Here is a 24,280-nt window from a genome sequence, read left to right on the forward strand (position 1 = left end):
CCGTCGTCGGGCGAAGTCTCGCGTGACGGCCGGGCAATGAGCCGATAAGGGAGCGGCAGTGCCTACGCTCCATGCCTTCGCCAATCCTGCGCGCTTTCTGAAGATCGCCAAGCCGTTGACGCCCCTACTGTTCTGGGCAGGCGTTGTGCTTGTCGCGATCGGCTGCTGGGCAGGGTTGACGCTGACGCCCCCCGATTATCTCCAGGGCGAGACGGTGCGGATCCTCTATATCCATGTTCCCGCAGCGTGGCTGGGCATGGGCGGATGGAGCGGGATCGCGATCAGCAGCATCATGGCGCTCGTCTGGCGGCACCCGCTGGCGACGATCGCCGCGCGCGCGATCGCGCTGCCGGGGGCGGTCTTCGCGGCGCTGTGCCTGACGACCGGGTCGATCTGGGGGCGGCCGACCTGGGGAACGTGGTGGGAGTGGGACGGGCGGCTGACGTCGATGCTGCTGCTGTTCTTCGTGTATCTCGGCTATATGGCGCTTGCGAAGGCGGACGCGGATCGTGGCGGCGACGGGCGGATCCCCGCGCTGTACGGCGTCGCGGGATCCGTATTGCTGCCGATCATCCGCTATTCGGTGGTCTGGTGGAACACGCTGCACCAGGGGCCGAGCATCGGCCTGACGCAGTCGAGCATTGCCGGTGCGATCCTGTGGCCGCTGCCGATCATGCTTCTGGGGTTCACGCTGCTGTTCGCGGGCATCGTGCTGATGCGGATGCGGACGATCCTCGCACTGGCCAAGGCCGAGGCTCGGATGCGGCGGATGGCGCGGTCATGACCGCCTGGCCCTTCGTGATCGCGGCCTATGGCGTGACGCTCGGCGGCGGCGGCGTGGTCGCGTTGCTGAGCTATCTTGCGATGCGGAAGGCGGAGCGATGAAGGCCAAGCATCAGCGGCTGACGCTGGCGCTGCTCGCGCTGGGTGCGGTCGTCGTCGCGGGGCTGCTCGCGCTGTCGGCGCTCAAGGATCAGGCGGCGTTCTTCTATGCGCCGTCGGACGTGCGGCGTGACGGGATCCCGCTGGGGCGCGCGGTTCGGCTTGGCGGCATGGTCGAGGACGGCTCGGTCAAGCGTGCAGCCGACGGCGTCACGGTGCATTTCACCGTCACCGATGGCGCGGCGACGACACCGGTGGTGTTCGCCGGCATCGTCCCCAATTTGTTCCGCGAAAAGTCGGGCGTCGTCGCCGAGGGCCGGTTCGAGCCCGACGGTCGCTTCGTCGCGTCCAATCTGCTCGCCAAGCACGACGAGAAATACATGCCGCCCGAAATGGCAGGCAAGATGCACGAGACCAAGACGCTGGTGACGGACCAGACGCCGTGATTGCTGAAGCAGGCCTTGCCGCGCTCTGGTTCGCGGGCGCGCTGGCGGCGTTGCAGCTGGCCATGGCGGCAATCGGGATCGCACGGAACCGCGACGACGTGTCGGCAGCGGTGCGGCCGGTCGCGATCGTCCAGGGTCTGTTGTCGGCGCTGGCGATGGTCTTGCTGATCTGGCTGTTCCTGCGGTCGGACATGTCGGTGAAGCTCGTCGTCGAGAACAGCCATTCGGCCAAGCCGTGGCTGTACAAGTTCGCGGGCGCCTGGGGGAATCACGAGGGCTCGATGCTGCTCTGGGTGACGATCCTGGGGCTGGCGGGGGGCGCGGTCGCGATCTTCGAGCGATCGCTGGCGGAGCGGACCCTGACCGCGACGCTGGGCGCGCAGGCGGTGATCGCGCTCGGATTCTATGCGTTCCTGCTGTTCTCGTCGAACCCGTTCGCGCGGCTGAGCCCGGCGGCGCCCGACGGGCTGGGGCTCAACCCGCTGTTGCAGGACCCCGGTTTGGCGTTCCACCCGCCAACGCTGTACGCCGGCTATGTCGGGCTGTCGGTCGCGTTCTCGTTCGCGGTCGGCGCCCTCGTGACGCGCGACGTCGGGCCGGCATTTGCCAGGGCGATGCGGCCCTGGGTGCTGATCGCCTGGATATTCCTGACGCTCGGGATCACCGCTGGCAGCTACTGGGCCTATTACGAGCTCGGCTGGGGCGGCTGGTGGTTCTGGGACCCGGTCGAGAACGCGTCGCTGATGCCGTGGCTCGCGGCGACGGCATTGCTCCATTCGGTGACCGTGCTGGCGACGCGCGACGGCCTGCGCGCGTGGACGGTGATGCTCGCGGTGGTCGCATTCTCGATGTCGATGATCGGGACGTTCCTGGTCCGGTCGGGCATCCTGACGAGCGTGCACGCGTTCGCGGTCGATCCGGAGCGCGGCGCGTTCATCCTTGCGCTGCTGGCAATCTATATCGGCGGTGCGCTCGCGCTGTTCGCTGCGCGGATCGGCACCGTCCGTGCGGGCACGACGTTCGACCCCGTCAGCCGCGAGGGCGGGCTGGTCGCCAACAACCTGTTGTTGTCGGTGATCCTCGGAATCGTGCTGATCGGGACGCTCTATCCGATTGTCGCGGCGAGCTTCGGCGTGCAGCTCTCGGTCGGGCCGCCGTTCTTCAACAAGGCGGCAGGACCGATCGCGCTGCTGCTCGTCGCAGTGATGGCGGCGGGGCCGCTGCTCCGCTGGCGACGCGACGACGCTCGTGCGGTGATCGCGCGGATGGCGCTGCCGATCGGCGCGACGGTGGCTGCCGCGATCACGCTGATGTTCGTCTGGCCGGGCGTGCTGGCCTGGGCGGGGCTGTCGCTGGCCGCCGGACTCGCCGTGGCGAGCGTCGCGCCGTTGTGGAAGCGCAACCTGCGCCGCACGCCGCTGTTCACCTACGGCATGGTCATCGCGCATCTCGGCATCGCGGTCAGCCTTGCCGGCATGGCGTCGGACAGCGCGTTCACGAAGGAGACGCTGGTCGCGGTACGCGCGGGCGAGCCGGCGCGGGTTGGACCGTACCAGGTCACGCTCGACGGGATCTCGCCGGTGATCGGCGACAACTGGTCGGCGCTCGAGGCACGTCTGTCCGTGGTCCGCGGCACGAAGACGCGCGTGCTGCACCCGCAATTACGGTTCTTTGCCAATCCACCGACGAGCACCAACGAGTCCGCGATCCTGACCGCGCTCGACGGGCAGCTCTATACGGTGCTCGGCCAGCCCGACGCGCAGGGACGCTGGCAGTTGCGTCTGTGGTGGAAGCCGTTCGTGACTCTGATCTGGTTCGGCGGGGTGCTGATCGCGCTCGGCGGGATGCTGTCGCTGATCGGACGCGTGCGGCGTGAACGCCGTACGTCGCTGCGGGCGGAGTGGGCGTGAAGCGCGTCGCCTTGTGGGCGCCGCTGGCGATCTTCGCGCTGGTGTTCGTCGTCGTGATCAGCGGGCTGGTGAAGCCCGGCGAAACGGTCGTGCGCTCGGCGATGGTCGGCAAGCCCGTCCCCGACTTCGCGCTGCCGGCGATGGTCGCGGGCAAGCCGGGGCTGAGCGCTGCGACGTTCAGGCAGGGACAGCCGCGACTGCTCAACGTGTTCGCGAGCTGGTGCGTGCCGTGTATTGCAGAAGCGCCGCAATTGATGCGGTTGAAGGCGGCGGGCGTGCCGATCGACGCGATCGCGGTCCGGGACACGGGGCCGGCGATCACGGGCTTTCTCGCGCGCAACGGTGATCCCTATGCGCGGATCGGCAGCGATTCGGCGAGCCGCGTCCAGATGGCGCTGGGATCGTCGGGCGTCCCCGAGACCTTCGTCGTCGACGGCCGCGGGATCGTCGTGAAGCAGATCATCGGCGACATCCGGCCCGAGCAGGTCGACGAGATCGTCCAGGCCGTCAGGGCGGCGCGGTGATGCGGGGTCGTGTCTCGACGGTGCTGTTGCTGCTCGCCGCGCCTGCCACCGCGCAGCCGGTCACCCCGCCGGCGCCCTATGCCAATGTCCAGCTCGCCGATCCCGCCAAGGAAGCCTCCGCGAAGGCCCTGATGGAAACGCTGCGGTGCCTGGTCTGTCAGGGCCAGTCGATCGCCGACAGCGACGCCGACATGGCGGCCGACATGCGCGCGCTGGTCCGCGAACGGATCGACAGGGGCGAGGCACCCGCATCGATCCGCGCGTGGCTGGTGTCGCGGTATGGCGATTACGTCACCTATGACCCGCCGCTGTCGGCACTGACCTGGCCGTTGTGGCTGGCGCCGATCGCGCTGTTGCTCGCCGGGATCTGGGTCGCGCGGTCGAGTTTTCGTCGGAGGGCGCGCTGATGGGCTGGGTCATGCTGGCGGCGATCGCGGCCGCGGCGTTCGGCGTTCTCGCGCTGCTCAAGGTCGAGCGGATGCTGTGGTCGATGGTCGCGTCCGCGCTGATGCTGGGCGCGGCGGGCTATGCGCTGCAGGGCCGGCCCGGCCTTGCGGGGCAGCCGGTGATCGGCGGACTCGCGCCGACGCCCGACGACGGCGCGACGATCGAACTGCGCGACCAGATGCTCGAGCGGTATACCGGGGCGGCAGCGTATCTGGTCGCAGCGGATGCGATGACGCGGCTCGGTGACCGCCGCGCGGCGGTGCGGGTGCTACTCGGCGGAATCCGCATCGCGCCGCGCAGCGTGGTGTTGTGGACCGGCCTCGGCAACGCGCTCGCCGCGCATGACGGCAACCAGGTATCGTCGGCCGCGCTGTTCGCGTTCCAGCAGGCGACGCGATTGGCGCCGAGACATCCGGCGCCACCGTTCTTTCTGGGACTGGCCTATGTGCGTGCGGGCGATTTCGCGGCGGCGCGGCCGTATTGGGCGCGGGCGCTGGCGCTGACGCCGGCGCGGATTTCCTACCATGATGCGATTGCCACGCGGCTGGCGCTGCTCGACCGGCTGCTGGAGGCCCAAACGACGCGATCTTGATGGTTGCGGGGTGGCGGTCCTTGAGGCCCGACGTTCGTCAGGGCGGTTTGGAGAATTAGGGGGAGACGAGGAGAGATCGGCGCATCGCGTCCGATCTCTCCTCCGCGCGAGCCGTTACTGGCCGCGGCCGGTCTTGCCCTGGAGTTCGTCGATCTTGAGCGAGGCATCGGCCTTGCTCAACGTCTCGTCGAATTCCTCATGCGCTTCCTCGGAAAGCGTCTTGAGATAGCTCGCCTGTGCGCCGGTCATCTTTTCGTCGCCGGTGGTCCAGTCGTGCGGATCCTTCTCGGCGTTCGAAAAGGGCTCGGACTTGGGGTTCGGGGTGTCGGACATCGGAAATTCCTTTCCCCTGTCCAACACCCGTGTTCCGCATCCGTTCCCGGTTAATTCGACCACGCTTCGTAAGGTAGATCCAGATCATCCGCGACCGCCTTGTAGGCGATCTTGCCCTTGTAGACGTTGAGGCCGTTGGCGAGATGCGGGTCGGCCTTCATCGCCGCCTCCGCACCCAGGTTCGCGAGCTTCAGTGCGAACGGGAGCGTCGCGTTGTTGAGCGCGAACGCCGACGTACGCGCGACCGCGCCCGGCATGTTCGCCACGCAGTAATGGATCACGCCGTCGACCTCGAACACGGGATCCTCATGCGTGGTCGCATGGCTCGTCTCGAAGCAGCCGCCCTGATCGATCGCGATGTCGACGAGGACCGAGCCGCGCTTCATCGTCTTGAGCATCTCGCGCGTGACGAGCTTGGGCGCTGCCGCGCCGGGGACAAGCACCGCACCGATCACGAGATGCGCGTTCTTCACCGCCGCCGCGATCGCGGCCTTCGAGGCATAGGCGGTCTTGATCTGGCTCGAGAAGAACATGTCGAGTTCGGCGAGGCGATCGTTCGAGATGTCGTAGATCGTCACGTCGGCGCGCATGCCGACCGCCATCTGCGCGGCGTTGACGCCCGACACGCCGCCGCCGAGGATCACGACCTTGGCGGGCGCGACACCGGGGACGCCGCCGAGCAGGACGCCGCGTCCGCCCTGTTCCTTTTCGAGATAATGCGCACCGACCTGCACCGACATGCGGCCCGCGACTTCGGACATCGGCTTGAGCAGCGGCAGGCCGCGGCGATGGTCGGTGACGGTCTCGTACGCGATGCAGGTCGCGCCGGACTTCATCAGCCCTTCGGCCTGCGGCTTGTCGGCGGCGAGGTGGAGATAGGTGAAGAGCAGGTGGCGCGGTTCGAGCATCGCGATCTCGACCGGCTGCGGCTCCTTGACCTTCACGATCATGTCCGCGGCGGCGAAGACCGACTTCGCGTCGGGGAGGATGGTCGCACCCGCGTCGACATAATCCTGGTCCTCGAAGTCGATGCCCGACCCGGCCTGAGACTCGACGACGACCTCGTGGCCTGCGGCGACCAGCTCGGCGACCGATGGCGGGGTCAGGCCGACGCGATATTCGTGATTCTTGATTTCCTTGGGGACACCGACACGCATTGCTTCCACTCCTTATGTTTGCGCGCCTTTTACGCTGCTTCGCGCGGGAAGGGTTCGCAAACATGTCCCGGTCGGCTACGTCAAACGCATGATTTGTGTGATTAGCGACGTCGCGGCGCAAGATTTGTGACCAATTCGATCGAGCGCAGGATCCTCGACCTGCTGGCAGCAAATTCGGATCTGACGAGTGCGGAGCTTGGCGAGGCGGTCGGGCTGTCCGCGAGCGCGGCGCATCGCCGGGTGGCGCAACTGCGCGAAAGCGGTGCGATCAGCGGGTATCGCGCGGTACTGTCGCGCGCGGCGCGCGGCGATCCCAGCATCGTCCTCGTCAACGTGACGCTCCGCGACCAGCGCAAGGAGACGATGGCGGCCTTCGAAGCGGAGATCGTGCGTTGCCCGCAGGTGGTGCAGTGTTTCCTGATGAGCGGCGAGGCCGATTATATGCTGCACGTCGAGATACGGCAGGGCGAGACGTTCGAACGCATCCACCGCGAGACGCTGTCGCAATTGCCGGGCGTCACGCGGCTGGCGTCGCACTTCGTGATTCGCGAGGTGATCACGCGCTGACGGTTCGACGCCCAGACGGGCGCAAAATGCATCGCAACCGGCTCGGGGAGTGGCGGCTCATGATCAGCAGCGGTTAATCCACGTTGCCGGCGGTGCCGTTGCCGCCCCCTGACGTGCATGCTAAATGCGCGCGCTTGGGGCACAGGGTGAAATCGGACATTCGATGATGATTGCTGCACTTCCGGGTCGATTCACCGTCCAGTGAGCGTCGACCAGACCGCCGCGGCTTCGACCGTGCCCCCCGCCGGCCTTGATCCGGATACCGGCCACCATCATTCGGACGGCATGCTCAAGCTCGCCTTCGGGGCGATCGGCATCGTGTTCGGCGATATCGGCACGAGCCCGCTCTACGCGTTCCGCGAGACCTTTGCCGGCCACCACAAGCTCGCGCTCGATTCGGCGCACATCATGGGCGTCATCAGCCTGATGTTCTGGTCGATGATGATCGTCGTGACGGTGAAATACGTCATCATCATCATGCGCGCGGACAACAAGGGCGAGGGCGGCAGTCTCGCGCTGCTTGCGCTCGTCTCGGGCAAGACCAAGACGCGGCGATGGAGCAAGGGGATCATCCTGCTCGGCGTCTTCGCGACCGCGCTGTTCTACGGCGACAGCATGATCACGCCCGCGGTGTCGGTGCTGTCCGCGGTCGAGGGGCTTGCGGTCGCGGCACCGAGCTTCGGCGGGCTCGTCCTGCCGATCGTGATCGCGATCCTGATCGCCTTGTTCTGGGTCCAGAAGAGCGGGACCGCGCGGATCGGCATGGTGTTCGGGCCGATCATGCTGGTGTATTTCAGCGTCATCGCCGTGCTCGGCATCCTCAGCATCATCCAGACGCCGGGCGTGCTCTGGGCGTTCTCGCCACATTATGCGGTCGAGTTCTTCCTGATCGACCCGACCCGCGCCTTCCTCGCGCTCGGCTCGGTCGTGCTCGCGGTGACCGGCGCGGAGGCGCTCTATGCGGACATGGGGCATTTCGGCCGCCGGCCGATCGGCATTTCCTGGCTGTTCTTCGTGCTTCCCGCGCTGATCCTCAATTACATGGGGCAGGGCGCGCTGCTGTTCCGCGACGGGCAGGCGGCGCTCGTCAGCCCGTTCTACAATCTCGCGCCCGAAAGCCTCCAGCTTCCGCTCGTGATCCTTGCGACGATGGCCGCGGTGATCGCATCGCAGGCGGTGATCTCGGGTGCGTTCTCGGTCACGCAGCAGGCGATCCAGCTCGGCTTCATCCCGCGGCTGCGAATCGAGCATACCAGTGCCGCGACCGCGGGCCAGATCTACATCCCGCTGGTCAACGGCGCGCTGATGGTGATGGTGATCCTGCTGGTGCTGTTCTTCCGCACCTCGTCGAACCTGACCAGCGCTTACGGCATCGCGGTGACGGGGGCGATGCTGATCGACACCTGCCTGCTCGGCGTCGTGCTGTTCCGGCTGTGGAACTGGCCGAAGATCGCCGCGATTCCACTGCTCGCGATCTTCTTCACCGTCGACGGCGCCTATCTGGCCGCGAACCTGACCAAGGTGCCCGACGGCGGCTGGTTCCCGCTGCTGATCGGCCTCATCATCTTCACCTTCCTGACGACGTGGTCGAAGGGGCGGCAGCTGATGATCGACCGGATGCGCGAGGCGGCGATGCCGATCAAGGTGTTCATCGGCTCCGCGGCCGGTTCGGCGTCGCGCGTGCCGGGCACTGCGGTCTTCATGACCTCGACCTCGGACGGGGTGCCCCACGCGCTGCTCCACAACCTCAAGCACAACAAGGTACTGCACGAGCGCGTGATCCTGCTGACCGTCAAGATCGTCGGCCAGCCCTATTGGCCGGCGCATGACCGGGCGGTGCGCGAGGAGCTGGGTGACGGCTTCCACCGGCTGATCCTGCGCTATGGCTTCATGGAGGATGCCGACGTCCCCGCGGCGCTGCGCCAGGTCCATAGCTGCGGTGCGGACTTCAAGATGATGGACACCAGCTTCTTCCTGTCGCGGCAGACGCTGCTCGCGTCGGACAAGCCGGGGATGATGATCTGGCGCGAGAAGCTGTTCGCGTGGATGCTGCGCAACGCCGAAAGCGCGATGGAATTCTTCCGCCTGCCGACCAACCGCGTGGTCGAACTCGGCAGCCAGATCGAGATTTGACCATGACCGAGATAGTGCCTGCGCCGATCATCGTGACGGCGCTGTTCGGGCGGCAGGACACGGCGTTTTTCGACGCGATGCGCCGCGAGCATTTTCCGCCCGAGCGCAACCAGCTCGATTCGCACCTGACGCTGTTCCACCACCTGCCACCGTCAGGGCTCGACGAGCTGAAGCACCGGCTGAACCAGGAGACGCGCGGGCTGCCAGCACCGCGGGCGCGGATCGGCGGGCTGATGTCGCTGGGGCGCGGCGTCGCCTACCGGATCGAATCGCCCGAACTGGTCGGGATCCGCGCGCGGCTGGCGGATGCGTTCACGGGGATGCTGACGCCGCAGGACGCGGGCGGATGGCGTCCGCACGTCACGATCCAGAACAAGGTCAATCCGTCGGTCGCCAAGCTGCTGCTCGGCAACCTGCAGCGTGATTTCGTATCGCGGGACGTCGAGATCGCCGGTCTGGGTGCGTGGTGGTACCGCGGCGGACCCTGGGAAGCGATTTCCCGGCACATGTTTGCTTGACCGCCTCGAATCCGCTTCCTATAGGCCGCGCCTCGCAGGGACGAACGCGCTCCTGCAGACGGTACGGCGAAGTAGCTCAGTTGGTTAGAGCACGGGAATCATAATCCTGGGGTCGGGGGTTCAAGTCCCTCCTTCGCTACCATTTTCAAACACGCCGAACGGATCGTTGACGACCAGGATCGCGTCGCTCCGGGCGAGCGCGAGCAGCGTCAGGCCGTGCGCCCGCGCATGATCGATCGCGAGACTGGTCGGTGCGGAAATTCCCACCAGCATTGCCACGCCTGCGACCAGCGCCTTGTCGACCATCTCGAAGCTGATCCGCGACGTGACGAGGATGAAGGCGGGCGGCTCGGTCGGCCGGATCGCCAGCCCGCCGACGAGCTTGTCGAGCGCATTGTGGCGGCCGACATCCTCATAGGCGGCCAGCACGTCTCCTGACCGGTCGCACGCGGCGGCGGCATGGATCGCTCCTGTCGCGGCGTTGAGCGGCTGATGCGCGCGTAGCCCCGCCAGCGCAGCGAACAGCGCCTCTACCGACGCCTCCGGGCGGGGCGGGGTGGTCCTGACAGGTTTGCGGAGCTGTTCGAGCCCGGAGATGCCACACAGCCCGCAACTCGTGTCGCTGGTGCGGTGGCGGACGCGGTCATGAATTCGCCCCTTGCACCGGTCGGACAGACCGACGCGGACGATCCAGCCCGCCTCCGCCTCGAACACGTCGATGTCGCGCACGTCGTCGGCAGCGTCAGCAAGACGTTCAGTCAGGAGGAACCCGGTGGTAAACTCGGCCAGGTCGGCGGGCGTCATCATCATCACCGCATAGCCGAGCCCGTCGACCTCGATGGCGACCGGGACCTCGACCGCAATCGTGCGTTCGCCGCGAGTCTGCGAATCGGGGCGCAGGATCGTGGTCGGCTGGGTCCGCGAGACGGTCATAGTGCGGCCATGTCGGCCGGCGTGTTGACGTTGGGGACCGGGCCCGCGGCGATGATCGGCAACGCGCCGATCGCCTCGGCCCAGCCGCGCACGGACCGGCGCGGCGTTCGTTGGATATGCGCGAGCAGATGTGCGGCGAACGCGGCCTGCCAGTGGCCCAGCACGGGCGCATCGTTGCAATAGGCGGGCGCACGACGCGCGAGTGCCGCGAGCAGGCCGTCGGGCAGCACCGGCATGTCGCAGGCGATCGTGATGACCGAGGTGAACCCCAGCGTCGCGGCATGGTCGAGTGCGCCCGCTATCCCGCCAAGCGGCCCGAGCCCGGGCTCGGGCAGGTCGACGATGGTGCCGCCGATCCCCGCGATGACGACGTCCGCCACATAGGGCCGCAACAGGTTTCCTGCGTGATGCGCAAGCGGCCGGTCACCGAACAGCGCCTGGGCCTTGTCCGACCCGAAGCGCGAGGACTGCCCGCCCGCCAGGACGACGCCGAGGATGGTGTCCTGCGTCAGCGCGATTTCTCGATCCGGACGGGCACCGACTTGCCGGCGGGAACATGGCTTTCGCGCGCGTGATGCGAGACCGGCATCAACAGGTTGCACTCGGGATAATAGGCCCCGACACAGCCTTCCGGAATCGAATATTCGACGACCCTCAGCTTGCCAAGGCGCCGGTCCGCGTTCGACCCTGCATCACCGACCAGATCGACATCGTCGCCATCGGCGATGCCGAGCCGTGCGATGTCCTTGGCGTTCATGAAGACGATGTCGCGCGTGCCCTTCACGCCACGAAACCGGTCGTGATAGCCATAGACCGTGGTGTTGAACTGATCGTTCGACCGCAGCGTCATCAGGCGGAAGCGGCCTTCGCTCTCCTCGAACCCGGTCACGTTGAGCGACTGGGGGACGTTGAATTCGGCCTTGCCGCTGTCGGTTTTCCATTCGCGGTGCGCCGCGGGGACGCCCTTCCAGAAGCCGCCGGGGGTGAACATCTGCGCGTTGAAGTTGCCGAACATGTCGGGATAGGACACCTCGATCGCATCACGGACATGGCCATAGTCGCCAACCCACGTGTCCCAGTCGAGCTTCGGGTTGGGCGCGAGCGTGGCCTTGGCAATCCCGGCGACGATCGCGGGTTCGGACAGCAAGGTCTCCGCGGCAGGCGTCGCCTTGCCCTTCGACCCGTAGATCTGGCTGAACGAATCCTCGATCGATACGCTCTGCGGGCCGGTCGCCTGCATGTCGGTCTCGATCCGGCCGAGGCACGGGAGCAGGTAGCAGGTCTGGCCGGGCAGGAGGTGCGAGCGGTTGAGCTTGGTCGCGATGTGGACGGTCAGGTCGAGACCGCCCCATGCGGGCTCCATCGTCGCATGGTCGGGGATGGCGCGGACGAAATTGCCGCCGAGCCCGATGAACGCCTGTGCGCTGCCGTCGAGGACCGCCTCGCACGAGGCGACCGTGTCCCAGCCCTTCTCACGCGGGGGCTCGAAGGCATATTGCTCGGCGAGCAGATCGAGCGGGGCGAGTTCGGGCTTCTCGGTAATGCCGACGGTACGCTGTCCCTGCACGTTCGAATGGCCGCGCACCGGCCCCATGCCCGCGCCCGGCTTGCCGATATTCCCGCGCAACAGCATCAGGTTGACGACCATGTGGACGTTGTCGATGCCGCCGACATGCTGGGTCAGACCCATGCCATAGACCGCGATGACCGCCTTCGACTTGGCATAGACCTTCGCCGCTGCCTCGATATCCGCACGAGGCAGGCCGCTCTCATGCTCGATCGTCGCCCAGTCGGTCTGACGTGCCGAATTCGCGAAATCCTCGAACCGCGTCGTATGCTCGGCAATGAACGCGTGATCGAGCACGGGCAGCGTGTTGATCTGCTTCGCCCTGTCGTCCGCCTCGATCAGATATTTGCACATCCCCATGATCGCGGCGACGTCGCCGCCGGTCTTCACCTGATGATATTGTGATGCGATCGGCGTCGACTTGCCGGTGACCATCTCGATCGGGTTCTGCGGATCCTGGAATTTCTCGAGGCCGCGCTCCTTCAGCGGATTGAAGACGACGATCTCGACACCGCGCTTCGCGCAATCGCGCAACGGGTGGAGGAACCGCGGGCTGTTCACGCCGGGATTCTGCCCGAAGTAGAAAATCGCGTCGCACTTCTCGTAGTCGGTCAGATGGATCGTGCCGACCGCGGAACCGATCGCGGACTTCAGCCCAACCGACGTCGTCTCGTGGCACATGTTCGAACTGTCGGGCAGGTTCTGGCTGCCGTACATCCGTGCAAGCAGGCTATACATGTACGAGGTCTCGAGGCTGGCGCGGCCCGACGCGTAGAAGATGACCTTGGTGGGGTCGTAGGTCTTGAGCTTCGCGCCGATCCCGGCGAACGTTTCGTCCCAGCTGCACGCGACATATTTGTCGGTCGCGGCGTCGTATTTCAGCGGATGCGTGAGGCGCCCGGCCTGTTCGAGGTCGTAATCCTTCCAGCCGAGCAATTCGCTGACCGTATGCTCCTGGAAAAACGCTGGCGTCACGCGGAACGATGTCAGCTCCCATGCGGTCGCCTTCGCACCATTCTCGCAGAATTCCGCGACGTGCGGGTGCGCGGGCTTGCCCCAGGCGCAGCTGACGCAGGCAAAGCCGTCGGGCTTGTTCTGGCGTGCGAGTTCGCGGACGACTTCGGGACCGACCTTTTCGCGCGCGGATATCTCGATGAGTGATTTCATCGATCCCCAGCCACCTGCGGGTGCCGTGTAATCCTCGATCTCAATCGTGCGGTGTTCGCTCATCATAATCTCCGATTTCCTCCTTCAACGAAGCGCGAATGGTTTCGATGCAGGCCAAAGCGTTCTGTCGATGGTTCAAATCACACGGTTGATCGCCTAGATGACGTCTGACTCTCCAAGGATATCAGAATGACGACGCATACCACCCGCATGCTCATCCTCGGTTCGGGGCCCGCCGGGCTGTCGGCCGCGATCTATGGCGCGCGTGCCGGGATGGCGCCGATCGTCGTTCAGGGCATCCAGCCGGGCGGCCAGCTGACCACCACGACGGATGTCGAGAATTATCCCGGCTTCAAGGACGTCATCCAGGGTCCGTGGCTGATGGAGCAGATGCAGGCGCAGGCCGAACATGTCGGCACGCGGATGATGTGGGACACGATCGTCAAGGTCGACGTCAGCAGCCGGCCATTCCGTCTGACCGGCGACAGCGGCGACGTGTATGAGGGCGAGACGCTCGTCATTGCGACAGGTGCGCAGGCCAAGTGGCTCGGCATCGACAGCGAGGAGCCGATGAAGGGCAAGGGCGTCAGCGCGTGTGCGACCTGCGATGGGTTCTTCTACCGCGGCAAGAAGGTTGCGGTGATCGGCGGCGGCAATACCGCGGTCGAGGAGGCGCTGTACCTGACCAACCATTCGCCCGACGTGACGCTGATCCACCGCCGCGATTCGCTCCGCTCGGAGAAGATCCTCCAGGAGCGGCTGTTCGCGCACAAGGGCGTGACGGTGCTGTGGAACAAGGAAGTCCGCGAGTTCGTCGACGGCGGCGGCAATGCGGGGCTGGTCGCGCTGGAGCTCGAGGACACGGTGACGGGCGAGCGGTCGCGGCTGTCGGTCGATGGCGGGTTCGTCGCGATCGGGCATCACCCCGCGACCGAGCTGTTCCGCGGGCATATCGATCTCGATTCGGACGGGTATATCTCGGTCGAGACGGGTTCGACGCGGACCAGCGTCGAGGGCGTGTTCGCGTGCGGCGACGTTGCCGACAAGGTCTATCGCCAGGCGGTGACTGCCGCGGGCACGGGCTGCATGGCGGCGCTCGACGCCGAGCGGTTCCTCGCGGCGGCGGAATTCGCGGAAATGGCCGAAGCCGCGGAGTAAGCGGGGGGGCGTGCGTCCTTCCGATCCGCGCCCCTCCACCCGTCATCCTGACGAAAGTCAGGACCCAGAGCCAGGAACGGCATCGTCTGTAACCCTAGATCCTGACTTTCGTCAGGATGACGAGTGTGGGGAGGTGCCGGTGTTCCTCTCACATCTTTCGTCCGGCTGACGGGCGGGGGAAGCGCCAGCGTCCCATCCCACCCTCCGTCATCCTGACGAAAGTCAGGATCCAGAGCCAGGAACGGCACCGCCCGTAACCCTGGGTCCTGACTTTCGTCAGGATGACGAACTGGAGCAGGTGGCGGCGCCTGCATCGTCCGTGCAGGCGATCGCCTCCCTGACCGCGGCCTCCAATTCAGCGGCATTGGCGGAACCGGCAAAGCTGTGCGAACCGGTGGCAAACGGCACGATCCGCGCCGCGCCGCGGTAGCGCGCCGCAAACACCTGCGCAGTCGCATCCCCGGTCGCGAGCAGGATGACGACGCGCTCCGCCCAGCCGTCGATCGCACCGCAGACTTGGCTCGCGAGATCGCCCTCGACCTCCCCCGACGCTCGCGACAGTTTCAACAGACCCCGGACGAGCTTGTGTAGGTCGATCCCGCCGCGGAGCAGGCGTCCCCAGGTGGCTGGATCGCGCAGGCGCGCCGCATAGCGCGCGCGGATCGCGGCGGCGGGGGGGAGGTCGTCGGTCGGCGCGATCACCCAGGGGTTTGCGAGAAGCAGCCGGTCGATCCCCGCCGCGGCTCCGAACAGCGCGAGTGCGCTCGCAGCGTCGCAATTGCCGAACCCGACCAGCCGCGTGACGTGCGGCGCGGCGGCGCGAAACGCGGCGGCGGCGGCGACCAGATCGGGCTGCGCCGACAGAAAACCGCCATTCTCGCCGCTCGAATCGCCGACGCCGCGGCGGTCGTAGCGAAACACCGGCGTGCCCCCCGCCGCCAGCCGCCGTGCGAGCATCGCCATGCCGCGGTGCGCGCCGCTGCGGATCTCGTTGCCGCCCGACACGATCAGCAGCCCGGTCGCGCCCGCGGCGTCGTCGAGCGTCGCGACCAGCGTCTCGCCCTCGCAGGGGACCGCGATCAGCCGGCGCATGTGGCGATCCACCCGGCCACATCGGCAGCGAGCGCCTGCGCGAGCGTCGCGTCGCCGCCAGGCTCCGATCGCCGCCACAGCGCCGCGCCGGGATAACGCGCATTCGCGGGACGCGGATCGGTCTCGAGTCGAACCGTTCGCGACGCGGCATGCGGTGCGGCGTCGCGCAGATCGGCGAGCAGCGCCTCGGACAGGCTGTTGCCCGCGTAATCCTCCTCGTCGGGCATGGTCGACGCGGCGCGGATCCGGTTCAGCTCGCGCAGAAGGTCACCGCCCGTCTGCGGTGCGAGCCGCCACCGCCCGGCGAGGCGCGCGTCGCGATCGACGAGCGCACCGCTGCGGATCGTGAGCCCATAAACCGGCGCGTCAAGCGTGCCGGCAAGCGTGGCAAAGGCCTGGCGCAGATCGGCCAGCCGCAGGTCGCGCGTCTCGACCAGGCTCTCGCCGGTACCGGGCAGGTCGGGCAGGATGCTGCCGATGCCGCGCCCCGCCAGCGCGCGCAGGATATCGACGAGGAACGCGCGCGTGCGGTTCGCCTCCTCGAACAGCGGCAGGGCGGCGACGACGATTGGTCCGGTATCGGGGCCGAAGCGCAACGTCGCCTCGCGCCCACCGGCCCAGTCATAATGGTCGAAGCGCGCGCCGGTCATCCCGGCGGAGGCTAGACCAGCGCCTTGCGCGCGGCAAACTGGACGAGCGCGCCGAACGTCTCGAGCATTTCCCCGTCGATCTCGTCGTCCTCGATCAGGATAGCGAGACGGTCCTCGAGTTCGGTCAGGACGCTTGCCACGGCCATCGAATCGAGTTCGGGCAGCGCGCCGAACAGCGGCGTGTCGGCGGTGAACGCGGCGACTCGGCCGGCGTCGAGGCCGAGAATGTCGGCGAGGACGGCGCGCACCGTCGTTTCGACTTGGGAAGTGCCTTCGAAGATCACGAGCATCGCCTGAACCGTTACGAACCCGGCCCCGCTAGCCTGTGGGGGTGAATTCGGCAACGGCTTGGCGCTATGGGGGGATCATGATCCCGCTCGACCCCGTCCCGTATCCGATCGATCACCTCCCGCTGCGTGGTGCGCCCGACGATGTCGCGCTGATCGACCGCGCGGGAACGTTGACGTTCCGCGACCTCGAAACCGCGGCCGGTTCGCTCGCAGGCTGGCTCGCGGGGCAGGGGTTGGCAAAGGGCGCGCGCGTCGCGACCTGGTTGCCCAAGACGCGGGTCGCCTGCGTGATGCCGCTCGCGGCGGCGCGCGCGGGGCTGGTCCATGTGCCGGTCAATCCGCTGCTGCGGCGCGCGCAGGTCGCGCATATCCTGGGCGACAGCGGCGCGGCGCTGCTGGTGACGCAAGGCGCGCGGGCGGCGACGCTCGAGCCGGGCGACGTGCCCATGAACTGCAAAGCAGTCGACGAGGCAGTGCTCGATCTACAGCGTGATGGGGGCCCGGGTCCGTCCGATGCCGATCCGGATACGCTCGCCGCGATCCTCTACACCTCGGGATCGACCGGGCGTCCCAAGGGGGTGATGCTGAGCCATGCGAATCTGTGGCTGGGTGCGATTTCCGTCGCGCACTACCTGAAGCTCGACCGCACCGACCGCGTGCTGGGCGTGCTGCCACTCTCGTTCGACTATGGGCAGAACCAGCTCTTATCGACCTGGGCGGCGGGCGCATCGGTGGCGCCGATCGACTACATGGTCGCGCGCGACGTCGTGAAGGCCGTCGAACGCGTGGGGGCGACGACGCTCGCGGGCGTGCCGCCGCTCTGGGTGCAGCTGCTCGAGGCGAACTGGCCGGCGGCGACCGCGGCGCGGCTCGCGCGGTTGACCAATTCGGGCGGTGCGCTGACGCCGCGGCTGGTCCGGGGGCTGCGCGCCCGGTTTCCGGCTGCGGACATCTACGCGATGTACGGGCTGACGGAGGCGTTCCGGTCGACCTATCTCGACCCGTCGCTGATCGATTCGCATCCCGACGCGATGGGGCGGGCAATCCCGTTCGCCGACGTCTGGGTCGTGAAGCCCGATGGCACGCGTGCGGCGCCGGGCGAGACGGGGGAACTGGTCCATGCGGGACCGCTCGTCGCGCAGGGCTATTGGCGCGATGCGGAGCGGACGGCGCAGCGCTTCCGCCGCGTGCCGGCGGCGCTCGGGTCGAGCGCGGGAATGGCGGTATGGTCGGGCGATACCGTCATCGAGGGGGCGGACGGCCTGCTCAGGTTCGTCGGTCGCGACGACGAGATGATCAAGAGCGCGGGCAACCGGATAAGCCCGCTCGAGGTGGAAGAGGCGGTTCTGGCCGGCGGCGAGGCGCACGAAGCGGTCGCGGTCGGCGTGCCGGACGCGCGACTGGGACAGGCGATCAGCGTGATGCTGGCGGGCGATGCGTCAGGCGAGGCCGCATTGCGAACGCGGTTGCGGACCGCGCTGCCGAGCTTCATGCAGCCGGGCGCGTATCTGTGGCGACACGAATTGCCGCGCAATGCCAATGGGAAGCTGGACAGGTCTGCCATCGCAGCTGAAGTCAGGTCCTGGTCCGCCGCGGATAAGGAGGGCGCACAATGAAGCCGATGGGTGCATTTCCGCCTGAGTTCGCGCAGCAGCATGGGCCGCTGGTGATCGGCGGGCGGTCGGCGGCGGACTGGGTCGCGCAGGCCGGCGATACGCCACTCTTCGTGTACGAGTGCGCGATCGTTGCGGCCCGGATCGCGCGGTTCCGCGCGGCGATGCCCGCGATCGACCTGCATTATGCGATCAAGGCCAATCCGCACGGCGACCTGCTCGCGGCGATCGCGCCGCTGGTCGACGGACTCGACGTCGCATCGGCCGGCGAACTCGGGACCGCGCTCGGCGTCAAGCGCGCGTCGGCGATCAGCTTCGCCGGACCGGGCAAGCGCGACGACGAGCTGGCGGCGGCGATCCGCGCGGGGGCGACGCTCAATGTCGAGTCGGAAGGCGAGGCGGTACGCGGCTTCGCGATCGGCGAGCGACTGGGCATCGCGCCGCGAATGGCCGTGCGCGTGAACCCCGATATCGAGCTGCGGGGATCGGGCATGCGGATGGGCGGACGGGCATCGCCGTTCGGGGTCGATGCCGTCCGGGCCGCCGCGCTGGTGAGGGCGATCGTCGCGGCCGGCGCGGACTGGCGCGGCTTTCACATCTATGCAGGCAGCCAGGCGCTCGATGCGGGTGCGATCATCGAGACGCAGGCGGCGACGATCGCGCTCGCGGCGCGGCTGGCGGAAGAGGCTGCCGTGGCGCCGCCGCTCGTCAACCTGGGGGGCGGGTTCGGCGTGCCTTATTTCGCGGGCGACGTTGCGCTCGACGTCGAGCGGGTCGGTGCAGCGTTGCGCGCCGCGCTCGACGACCGCGCGGCGATCCTGCGCGAGACGCGGTTCGCGATCGAGCTCGGGCGGTGGCTGGTCGCGGAGGCGGGCGTCTACCTGACGCGCGTGATCGACGTGAAGCAGAGCCAAGGCGAGACCTTCGTCGTGGTCGATGGCGGGCTGAACCACCAGCTCGCGGCGAGCGGCAATTTCGGGACGGTCGTGCGCCGCAATTATCCGATCGCGGTGGCGACGCGGATGGGGCATCCGGCCGCCGACACGGTGTCGGTCGTCGGGCCGCTCTGCACGCCGCTCGACAGGCTGGGCGACAAGGTCGTGCTGCCGCCGGTCGCGGTCGGCGACCTCGTCGCGATCTTCCTGGCGGGCGCTTATGGCGCGAGCGCGAGCCCCGCGGCATTTCTCGGGCATCCTCCGGCGCGCGAGATCGTTACTCCAGTCTAACCCCAGCCACCGCGCCGAGGGGAGCATGGTTACGGGGCGCTCCTAACGCTATCTTCACCTGTTCCCTGCATAGCCGATCATGAGTTTAGCCGGCTGTCGGACGTCCGACGGCCGGTATGGCGCCAGGAGAATAAGTGCCCATGCGTTCCGGACCCGTATCCCGTTCCCTGACGATCCTGGGGCTCGCCGCGTCGACGCTCGGTGCGTGCACGAGCGGCGGCAGCCGGCCCGTGCTGCCGCCCGCGGCCTATGTCGCGAACAAGGAATTGCCGGGCGAGGAATATGTGATCGGGCCGCTCGATCAGCTCAACATCTTCGTCTGGCGCAATCCCGAGCTGTCGTCGAAGGTGCAGGTCCGCCCCGATGGCCGGATCACGACGCCGCTGGTCAACGACATGCCCGCGGTCGGCAAGACCCCGGCACAGCTGGCCGACGACATGAAGATCGCGCTCGGCGAATATGTTAAGAGCCCGATCGTGTCGGTCATCGTCGAGAATTTCAGCGGCACATACAGCCAGCAGGTCCGCATCGTCGGCGCGACCGAAAAACCCGCCTCGATCCCGTACCGCGCGAACATGACACTGCTCGACGCGATGATCGCGGTGGGCGGGCTCAATCAATATGCCGCGGGTAATAAGGCGCGGCTGGTGCGGTACGACCGCGCGAGCGGCAAGCAGACCGAATTCTCGCTGCAGATCTCGAACCTGCTGAAGAAGGGCGATTCGTCAGCCAATGTCAGGCTCGAGCCCGGCGACGTGATCATCATCCCCGAATCGATGTTCTGAGGGACGTGATCGCATGAACGGCATTTACGACGAGGTGCGCGTCGCGCTCCACGCGATCTGGACGCGACGCTGGCTGGCGCTCGCGGTGGCGTGGGGCGTGTGCGTGCTGGGCTGGCTGTTCGTGTCGCAGATTCCGAGCCGCTACGAATCGCGTGCGCGCGTCTTCGTCCAGATGCAGTCGCTACTGCCTGCGAGCATGGACCAGCCGACGCCGTCGAGCCAGACGAGCATCGACACGATCCGCCAGACGCTGACCTCCGCGGTCAATCTGGAGAAGGTCGTGCGCGGGACCGATCTCGCCAACACGGTCGCCAGCGACCGCGACGTCGCCGACCGCGTCGCGAGCCTGGCGCAGAACATCAAGGTGACCTCGGCGCAGGACAATCTGTTCGAGATCGCGACGACCGCCGCGAGCCCGAAGCTTGCGCGGACGATCACGCAGAAGCTGATCGACATCTTCGTCGAGGCCAATCTGGCGGGCGATCGGACGAGCACGAGCCAGAGCCTGTCGTTCCTCGACAAGCAGCTCGAGCAGCGACAGAAGCAATTGCAGGACGCCGAGGCCAAGCGCGCGGATTTCCAGAACCGGTATCTGGGATCGCTGCCGGGCACCGGATCGGTCGGTGACCGGATCGGCGCGTCGCGTGCGCAGATGGCACAGGTCGATGGCGACCTCGCGGCGGCGCAGTCCGGTCTTGCCGCGGTGCAGGGGCAGATGGCGGGCACGCCGCAGTCGGTCGCGGGCAGCGGCGGGACCGCGGGTACCGCCGGACCCGCACGCGCGCGGCTGTCGGCAATCCAGGGACAGCTCGCGGATGCGCGGGCGCGGGGCTATACGGAGAGCCATCCCGACGTGATCGCCCTGAAGGCGCAGCTCGCCCAGGCCACCTCCGCCGCGCGGAGCGAGCCGTTGTCGGGTGGCTCGGGGGCAGGGTCGACGCCGAACCCGCTTTACGTGTCGTTGCAGGCGATGATGGCGGACAAGCAGGCCGCAGTCGCGTCGCTGAGGATCCGCAAGGCCCAATTGCAGGGTGATCTCGAGCAGCTCAACGCCAAGCTGTCCGAAGACCCGACGGTCGCCGCCGAGCAGGGATCGATCGACCGCGATTACCAGGTGCTCAAGGACCAGTATGACCAGTTGCTGACGCAGCGCGAACAGATCGCATTGCGCGGGCAGGCGCAGTCGCAGACCGATCGCGTGAAGTTCAGCGTGATCGATCCGCCGACGACGCCGCAGACGCCGAGCGCGCCGAACCGGATGCTGTTGCTGACGGGGGTGCTGATCGCAGGTCTGGGCGCGGGAATCGGCGGGGCGTTCGCGCTCGGCCAGCTCCGCGGGACGTTCCCGACGAGCGCAAAGCTGGAGCGGACCGCGGGGATGCCCGTCATCGGGTCGATCGGCGAAGTCGTCACGCGGACGCAATCGGATCACCGCGCCAAGCAGCTGAAGCTGTTCCTCGGCGGGACGGCGGCGCTCGGCGGTGCATATATATTGCTGCTGGGGGTCGAGATCCTGCAGCGTGGCCTCGCGGCCTGAGGACATGACCATGCCCGACACGACACCCTCATCGGACAAGCGGCCGGCATCGACCGCGCCGCGCGCGCGCGAAGCCTCGCTGCTGGAGCGCGCCGCCAAGGTCTATGATTTCAGCCAGCACGTGCGCAGCCGTGCCGCGGTGCCGCCGCTGGCGGATTCGGCGTCGGCCAGGACGGCCGACCGGACGACGACGGACACCGGAACCGGGGCCGGATCGGCGCCCGATTCCGACGCCGCGGTCTTTACCGATCCGACGTTTCTCGCGATCCCCGAAGAGCTGCGCGCGCCGATCGGACAGGAGCTGCCCGACGAGTTTCATCTGCCCGACGAGCCCGGCGACGTCGCCATGATCGATCGCGGGATGCTTGCGGCCAACGGGATGATGGTCCCGGGTGCGCCGGTCGGCCCGCTTGCCGAGGAATTCCGGCTGATCAAGCGGCAGTTGTTGATCACGCGCGCGCGGATCGCGGAGATCGACGGCGCATCCGAACGCGCGCGGACGATCCTGGTGTGTTCGGCAAGGCCGGGCGACGGCAAGACATTCTGTGCGATCAACCTGGCGATGTCGATCGCCGCCGAGCGCGACACCGAGGTCGTGCTGGTCGATGCCGACGTCGCCAAGCCCGACGTGCTGAAGCAACTGGGGCTGACCGATGCACCGGGGTTGCTCGACGCGCTGGCGGATACCAGCATCGACGTCGAGACGCTCGTGGTGCGGACCGACGTTCCGCATCTGTCGATCCTGCCCGCGGGTCGCAAGACCGCGATGGATACCGAGCTGCTCGCCAGCGCCCGGACGCGCAGCGTGCTGTCGCGGCTGATGGCGGCCGATCCGCGTCGCATCGTGATCTTCGATTCGCCGCCCGCGCTCGCGGCGTCGCCTGCCGGCGTGCTGGCGATGCTGGTCGGGCAGGTGATGCTCGTGGTGCGCGCGGATCGGACGCCTGAGGGCGAGGTTCGCGCAGCGGTTCAGCGGCTTGACAGCTGCGAGCATATTCAACTCGTCCTGAACGCGGTATCGTTCGTCCCCGGCGGCGCGCGGTTCGGCAGCTATTATGATCAGGGAGGCGCGAGGTGACGAAATTTCGGGCCATGATCGGCGGGACGGCGGCGCTGTTCGCCACGCCCGCGCTGGCCCAGGCCGATGCGTCGTCCGCGAGCGGGGCCACGCGCCGGGTCGTGGTTGTGCCGTATATCGAGGCGACGCAGATCCTCGCCGCCGACCTGAGCGGCGACAGCAACGTCCTGACCTACACCTCGCTTGCCGCGGGCGTCGATGCGGCGGTCGCGACCGCGCGCGTCAATGGGCAGGTAAGCTATCGCTACGAGCGCCGGTTCTCCTATGACGACGACATCGGCGATACCGATGTCCATTCGGGTCTGGCGCGTGTCGATGCGCAGCTGACCCGGAGCCTGTCGCTTGAGGCGGGGGGCATCGCGACGCGGTCGCGGTCGGACATCCGGGGTGCCGCGCCCGGCGTGCTGGTCGGCAACGTGTCGAACATCGCGCAGGTCTATGCGGTGTATGGCGGTCCCAGTTTCAACGCGCAGTCGGGCGACGTCGTCGTCAACGCCAATTACCGGCTCGGCTATACCAAGGTCGAGACGCCGACGTTCGGGACGACGGCGACCGGCGGGCAACGGCTCGATTATTACGATGATTCGGTCGGGCACACCGCGACGGCGAGCGCGGGGTTCAGGCCGGGAACGCTGCTGCCCGTCGGGTTGACCGCGAGCGCAGGGTACGACCGCGAGACGGCGGGGCAGTTGAGCCAGCGCTATGAAGGGTATTTCGGTCGCGGCGACGCGCTGCTGCCGGTGTCGCCCTATGTCGCGCTGACCGCGGGCGTCGGTTATGAAAAGATCGAGACGAGCCAGAAGGACGCGCTGGTCGATGCGACGGGCGTCCCCGTGCTCGACAGCGACGGCCGGTTCCGGACCGCGCCCGGGTCGCCGCGCCGGATCGCGTACCGCACCGACGGGCTATATTATGACGCGGGCGTGATCTGGCGGCCGAACCGGCGCACCTCGGTCGCGGCGCGCGTCGGCGAGCGATACGGATCGCTCAGCTTCACGGGGACCGCGACCTATCAGGCATCGAAGGACGTCGGGCTCGCGGTCAACGTGTATGACGGCGTGCAGACGTTCGGACGGCAGTTGCGCACCGGACTGGCAAACCTGCCGACGAGCTTTATCTCGCCGAGCCAGGGTTTTGCGCAGCAGTTTAACGGGTGCGTGTTCGGTGCGACCGGCGCGGCGCCGGGCGGGTGTCTCGACGACGTGTTCCAGTCGATCTCGACGTCGAGCTACCGCGCGCGCGGGATCGACGCGGTGCTGGTCGCGACGCGTGGGCGCAACACGTTCGGCGGCGGGATCGGCTATGCCAGCCGCAAGCTGTATGCACCCGACGGTGCCCCCGGGCTCGTGGTTAGCGGGCTCGAGGACGAGAGCCATTACGGACAGCTCTATTACGGCCGCTCGCTCAGCACGGTGTCGGGTCTGAACGCCACCGCGTTCGTCAATTATTTCGAGACGCAGCTGGGCGGGCAGTCCGGCGGCCAGCCCGGCAGCGGGCTGATCGCGACGGGCGATGACGGCGTGTGGTCCTATGGCGCGACAGGGACCTATTTTCATAATTTCGGACGGCTTGGCACGACCGCGTCGCTCGGACTGTACAGCTTCAAGGTCGGCGATTTCGACAGCGACTGGTCCGCGCAGGCGCTGCTCGGTGCACGGTATCAGTTCTAGGATAT

The 24,280-nt window shown here is 67.5% G+C and carries 24 protein-coding genes and 1 tRNA gene; 17 read left to right on the forward strand and 8 right to left on the reverse strand.

Features of this window, described 5'->3' with window-relative positions; translation table 11 throughout:
* Positions 1–58: 58 nt before the first annotated feature.
* The 6 genes from ccmC (at position 59) to AC0CH3_RS01750 (ending at position 4,801) form a co-directional block, all read left to right on the forward strand.
* Positions 59–784: a heme ABC transporter permease CcmC gene (gene ccmC / locus AC0CH3_RS01725; protein ID WP_354301602.1), complete on the forward strand. Its 726-nt coding sequence runs from the start codon at positions 59–61 to the stop codon at positions 782–784.
* Positions 785–881: 97 nt separating this feature from the next.
* The gene (ccmE, locus tag AC0CH3_RS01730; protein ID WP_333994225.1) at positions 882–1,328 is read left to right on the forward strand and encodes a cytochrome c maturation protein CcmE; all 447 of its coding nucleotides are present in this window, start codon (positions 882–884) and stop codon (positions 1,326–1,328) included.
* The gene (locus AC0CH3_RS01735) at positions 1,325–3,238 is read left to right on the forward strand and encodes a heme lyase CcmF/NrfE family subunit (protein WP_465237506.1); all 1,914 of its coding nucleotides are present in this window, start codon (positions 1,325–1,327) and stop codon (positions 3,236–3,238) included. Before ccmE ends, AC0CH3_RS01735 begins: the two co-directional genes overlap by 4 nt.
* The gene (locus AC0CH3_RS01740) at positions 3,235–3,762 is read left to right on the forward strand and encodes a redoxin family protein (RefSeq protein ID WP_354301606.1); all 528 of its coding nucleotides are present in this window, start codon (positions 3,235–3,237) and stop codon (positions 3,760–3,762) included. The genes AC0CH3_RS01735 and AC0CH3_RS01740 overlap by 4 nt, the downstream gene beginning before the upstream one ends.
* Positions 3,762–4,169 (forward strand): cytochrome c-type biogenesis protein, encoded by a 408-nt coding sequence (locus AC0CH3_RS01745; RefSeq protein ID WP_354302079.1) that lies wholly within the window; start codon positions 3,762–3,764, stop codon positions 4,167–4,169. The genes AC0CH3_RS01740 and AC0CH3_RS01745 overlap by 1 nt, the downstream gene beginning before the upstream one ends.
* Positions 4,169–4,801: a tetratricopeptide repeat protein gene (locus AC0CH3_RS01750; protein WP_354301608.1), complete on the forward strand. Its 633-nt coding sequence runs from the start codon at positions 4,169–4,171 to the stop codon at positions 4,799–4,801. The genes AC0CH3_RS01745 and AC0CH3_RS01750 overlap by 1 nt, the downstream gene beginning before the upstream one ends.
* 114 nt (positions 4,802–4,915) lie before the next feature.
* On the opposite strand, the gene AC0CH3_RS01755 is transcribed toward AC0CH3_RS01750, so the two are convergent.
* A complete protein-coding gene (locus AC0CH3_RS01755; RefSeq protein ID WP_056015776.1) occupies positions 4,916–5,134 on the reverse strand; it encodes a DUF3072 domain-containing protein in 219 nt (72 codons plus the stop codon).
* 50 nt (positions 5,135–5,184) lie between these two features.
* Entirely contained in the window at positions 5,185–6,291 is a 1,107-nt protein-coding gene (gene ald / locus AC0CH3_RS01760) for an alanine dehydrogenase (RefSeq protein ID WP_465237507.1), read from the reverse strand.
* Between the two features lie 126 nt (positions 6,292–6,417).
* On the opposite strand from ald, the gene AC0CH3_RS01765 reads away from it, so the two are divergent.
* The 4 genes from AC0CH3_RS01765 (at position 6,418) to AC0CH3_RS01780 (ending at position 9,651) form a co-directional block, all read left to right on the forward strand.
* Complete coding sequence (locus AC0CH3_RS01765) at positions 6,418–6,858, forward strand: Lrp/AsnC family transcriptional regulator (RefSeq protein ID WP_056015770.1); 441 nt, start codon at positions 6,418–6,420, stop codon at positions 6,856–6,858.
* A 201-nt stretch (positions 6,859–7,059) separates the two neighbouring features.
* A complete protein-coding gene (locus AC0CH3_RS01770) occupies positions 7,060–8,991 on the forward strand; it encodes a potassium transporter Kup (RefSeq protein WP_457326237.1) in 1,932 nt (643 codons plus the stop codon).
* A 2-nt stretch (positions 8,992–8,993) separates the two neighbouring features.
* On the forward strand, positions 8,994–9,509 hold the full coding sequence (locus AC0CH3_RS01775) for a 2'-5' RNA ligase family protein (RefSeq protein ID WP_354301614.1): 516 nt from the start codon (positions 8,994–8,996) through the stop codon (positions 9,507–9,509).
* 65 nt (positions 9,510–9,574) lie between these two features.
* Positions 9,575–9,651, forward strand: a tRNA-Met gene (locus tag AC0CH3_RS01780).
* Here AC0CH3_RS01780 and fdhD read toward each other — a convergent pair.
* From fdhD to AC0CH3_RS01795, 3 genes are read right to left on the reverse strand one after another with little or no spacing between them, the layout of a single operon-like run.
* Entirely contained in the window at positions 9,630–10,442 is an 813-nt protein-coding gene (gene fdhD / locus AC0CH3_RS01785; protein ID WP_354301616.1) for a formate dehydrogenase accessory sulfurtransferase FdhD, read from the reverse strand. The two genes, AC0CH3_RS01780 and fdhD, sit on opposite strands and share 22 nt — an antisense overlap.
* On the reverse strand, positions 10,439–11,044 hold the full coding sequence (gene mobA / locus AC0CH3_RS01790; RefSeq protein WP_354301618.1) for a molybdenum cofactor guanylyltransferase: 606 nt from the start codon (positions 11,042–11,044) through the stop codon (positions 10,439–10,441). Before mobA ends, fdhD begins: the two co-directional genes overlap by 4 nt.
* Positions 10,951–13,239 (reverse strand): FdhF/YdeP family oxidoreductase, encoded by a 2,289-nt coding sequence (locus AC0CH3_RS01795; protein ID WP_465237508.1) that lies wholly within the window; start codon positions 13,237–13,239, stop codon positions 10,951–10,953. The genes mobA and AC0CH3_RS01795 overlap by 94 nt, the downstream gene beginning before the upstream one ends.
* A 126-nt stretch (positions 13,240–13,365) precedes the next feature.
* On the opposite strand from AC0CH3_RS01795, the gene trxB reads away from it, so the two are divergent.
* Positions 13,366–14,334, forward strand: coding sequence for a thioredoxin-disulfide reductase (gene trxB, locus AC0CH3_RS01800; RefSeq protein WP_354301622.1), 969 nt, complete (start codon positions 13,366–13,368; stop codon positions 14,332–14,334).
* A 276-nt stretch (positions 14,335–14,610) separates the two neighbouring features.
* Here trxB and AC0CH3_RS01805 read toward each other — a convergent pair whose 3' ends face one another.
* The 3 genes from AC0CH3_RS01805 to AC0CH3_RS01815 are packed head-to-tail and all read right to left on the reverse strand — an operon-like array spanning position 14,611 to position 16,366.
* Positions 14,611–15,426, reverse strand: a complete 816-nt coding sequence (locus AC0CH3_RS01805) for a hydrolase 1, exosortase A system-associated (RefSeq protein WP_354301624.1) — start codon at positions 15,424–15,426, stop codon at positions 14,611–14,613.
* Complete coding sequence (locus tag AC0CH3_RS01810) at positions 15,414–16,076, reverse strand: alpha/beta hydrolase family protein (RefSeq protein WP_354301626.1); 663 nt, start codon at positions 16,074–16,076, stop codon at positions 15,414–15,416. The genes AC0CH3_RS01805 and AC0CH3_RS01810 overlap by 13 nt, the downstream gene beginning before the upstream one ends.
* Before the next feature lie 11 nt (positions 16,077–16,087).
* Entirely contained in the window at positions 16,088–16,366 is a 279-nt protein-coding gene (locus AC0CH3_RS01815; protein ID WP_156350040.1) for an acyl carrier protein, read from the reverse strand.
* Between the two features lie 77 nt (positions 16,367–16,443).
* On the opposite strand from AC0CH3_RS01815, the gene AC0CH3_RS01820 reads away from it, so the two are divergent.
* The 6 genes from AC0CH3_RS01820 (at position 16,444) to AC0CH3_RS01845 (ending at position 24,275) form a co-directional block, all read left to right on the forward strand.
* Positions 16,444–17,982, forward strand: coding sequence for an acyl-CoA ligase (AMP-forming), exosortase A system-associated (locus tag AC0CH3_RS01820; RefSeq protein ID WP_465237509.1), 1,539 nt, complete (start codon positions 16,444–16,446; stop codon positions 17,980–17,982).
* A complete protein-coding gene (locus AC0CH3_RS01825) occupies positions 17,979–19,205 on the forward strand; it encodes a pyridoxal-dependent decarboxylase, exosortase A system-associated (protein ID WP_354301629.1) in 1,227 nt (408 codons plus the stop codon). The genes AC0CH3_RS01820 and AC0CH3_RS01825 overlap by 4 nt, the downstream gene beginning before the upstream one ends.
* Positions 19,206–19,345: 140 nt before the next feature.
* Positions 19,346–19,990 (forward strand): XrtA/PEP-CTERM system exopolysaccharide export protein, encoded by a 645-nt coding sequence (locus AC0CH3_RS01830; RefSeq protein ID WP_333994194.1) that lies wholly within the window; start codon positions 19,346–19,348, stop codon positions 19,988–19,990.
* Positions 19,991–20,003: 13 nt separating this feature from the next.
* A complete protein-coding gene (locus AC0CH3_RS01835) occupies positions 20,004–21,527 on the forward strand; it encodes an XrtA system polysaccharide chain length determinant (RefSeq protein WP_056015745.1) in 1,524 nt (507 codons plus the stop codon).
* 10 nt (positions 21,528–21,537) lie between these two features.
* Complete coding sequence (locus AC0CH3_RS01840; protein WP_354301630.1) at positions 21,538–22,605, forward strand: AAA family ATPase; 1,068 nt, start codon at positions 21,538–21,540, stop codon at positions 22,603–22,605.
* Positions 22,602–24,275: a hypothetical protein gene (locus AC0CH3_RS01845; protein ID WP_465237510.1), complete on the forward strand. Its 1,674-nt coding sequence runs from the start codon at positions 22,602–22,604 to the stop codon at positions 24,273–24,275. The genes AC0CH3_RS01840 and AC0CH3_RS01845 overlap by 4 nt, the downstream gene beginning before the upstream one ends.
* The last annotated feature ends 5 nt before the right edge of the window (positions 24,276–24,280 follow it).

The organism is Sphingomonas sp. AC449, from assembly GCF_979253475.1.

Bases quoted from the DNA above. Each gene is read 5' to 3' on its own strand.
- AC0CH3_RS01775 (WP_354301614.1), top strand. From the start codon at position 8,994: ATGACCGAGATAGTGCCTGCGCCGATCATCGTGACGGCGCTGTTCGGG.
- ccmE (WP_333994225.1), top strand. From the start codon at position 882: ATGAAGGCCAAGCATCAGCGGCTGACGCTGGCGCTGCTCGCGCTGGGT.
- ald (WP_465237507.1), bottom strand. From the start codon at position 6,291: ATGCGTGTCGGTGTCCCCAAGGAAATCAAGAATCACGAATATCGCGTC.
- AC0CH3_RS01805 (WP_354301624.1), bottom strand. From the start codon at position 15,426: ATGCGCCGGCTGATCGCGGTCCCCTGCGAGGGCGAGACGCTGGTCGCG.
- AC0CH3_RS01820 (WP_465237509.1), top strand. From the start codon at position 16,444: ATGATCCCGCTCGACCCCGTCCCGTATCCGATCGATCACCTCCCGCTG.
- AC0CH3_RS01825 (WP_354301629.1), top strand. From the start codon at position 17,979: ATGAAGCCGATGGGTGCATTTCCGCCTGAGTTCGCGCAGCAGCATGGG.
- AC0CH3_RS01795 (WP_465237508.1), bottom strand. From the start codon at position 13,239: ATGAGCGAACACCGCACGATTGAGATCGAGGATTACACGGCACCCGCA.
- trxB (WP_354301622.1), top strand. From the start codon at position 13,366: ATGACGACGCATACCACCCGCATGCTCATCCTCGGTTCGGGGCCCGCC.
- AC0CH3_RS01815 (WP_156350040.1), bottom strand. From the start codon at position 16,366: ATGCTCGTGATCTTCGAAGGCACTTCCCAAGTCGAAACGACGGTGCGC.
- fdhD (WP_354301616.1), bottom strand. From the start codon at position 10,442: ATGACCGTCTCGCGGACCCAGCCGACCACGATCCTGCGCCCCGATTCG.
- AC0CH3_RS01750 (WP_354301608.1), top strand. From the start codon at position 4,169: ATGGGCTGGGTCATGCTGGCGGCGATCGCGGCCGCGGCGTTCGGCGTT.
- AC0CH3_RS01840 (WP_354301630.1), top strand. From the start codon at position 21,538: ATGCCCGACACGACACCCTCATCGGACAAGCGGCCGGCATCGACCGCG.
- AC0CH3_RS01830 (WP_333994194.1), top strand. From the start codon at position 19,346: ATGCGTTCCGGACCCGTATCCCGTTCCCTGACGATCCTGGGGCTCGCC.
- AC0CH3_RS01745 (WP_354302079.1), top strand. From the start codon at position 3,762: ATGCGGGGTCGTGTCTCGACGGTGCTGTTGCTGCTCGCCGCGCCTGCC.
- AC0CH3_RS01755 (WP_056015776.1), bottom strand. From the start codon at position 5,134: ATGTCCGACACCCCGAACCCCAAGTCCGAGCCCTTTTCGAACGCCGAG.
- AC0CH3_RS01810 (WP_354301626.1), bottom strand. From the start codon at position 16,076: ATGACCGGCGCGCGCTTCGACCATTATGACTGGGCCGGTGGGCGCGAG.
- AC0CH3_RS01835 (WP_056015745.1), top strand. From the start codon at position 20,004: ATGAACGGCATTTACGACGAGGTGCGCGTCGCGCTCCACGCGATCTGG.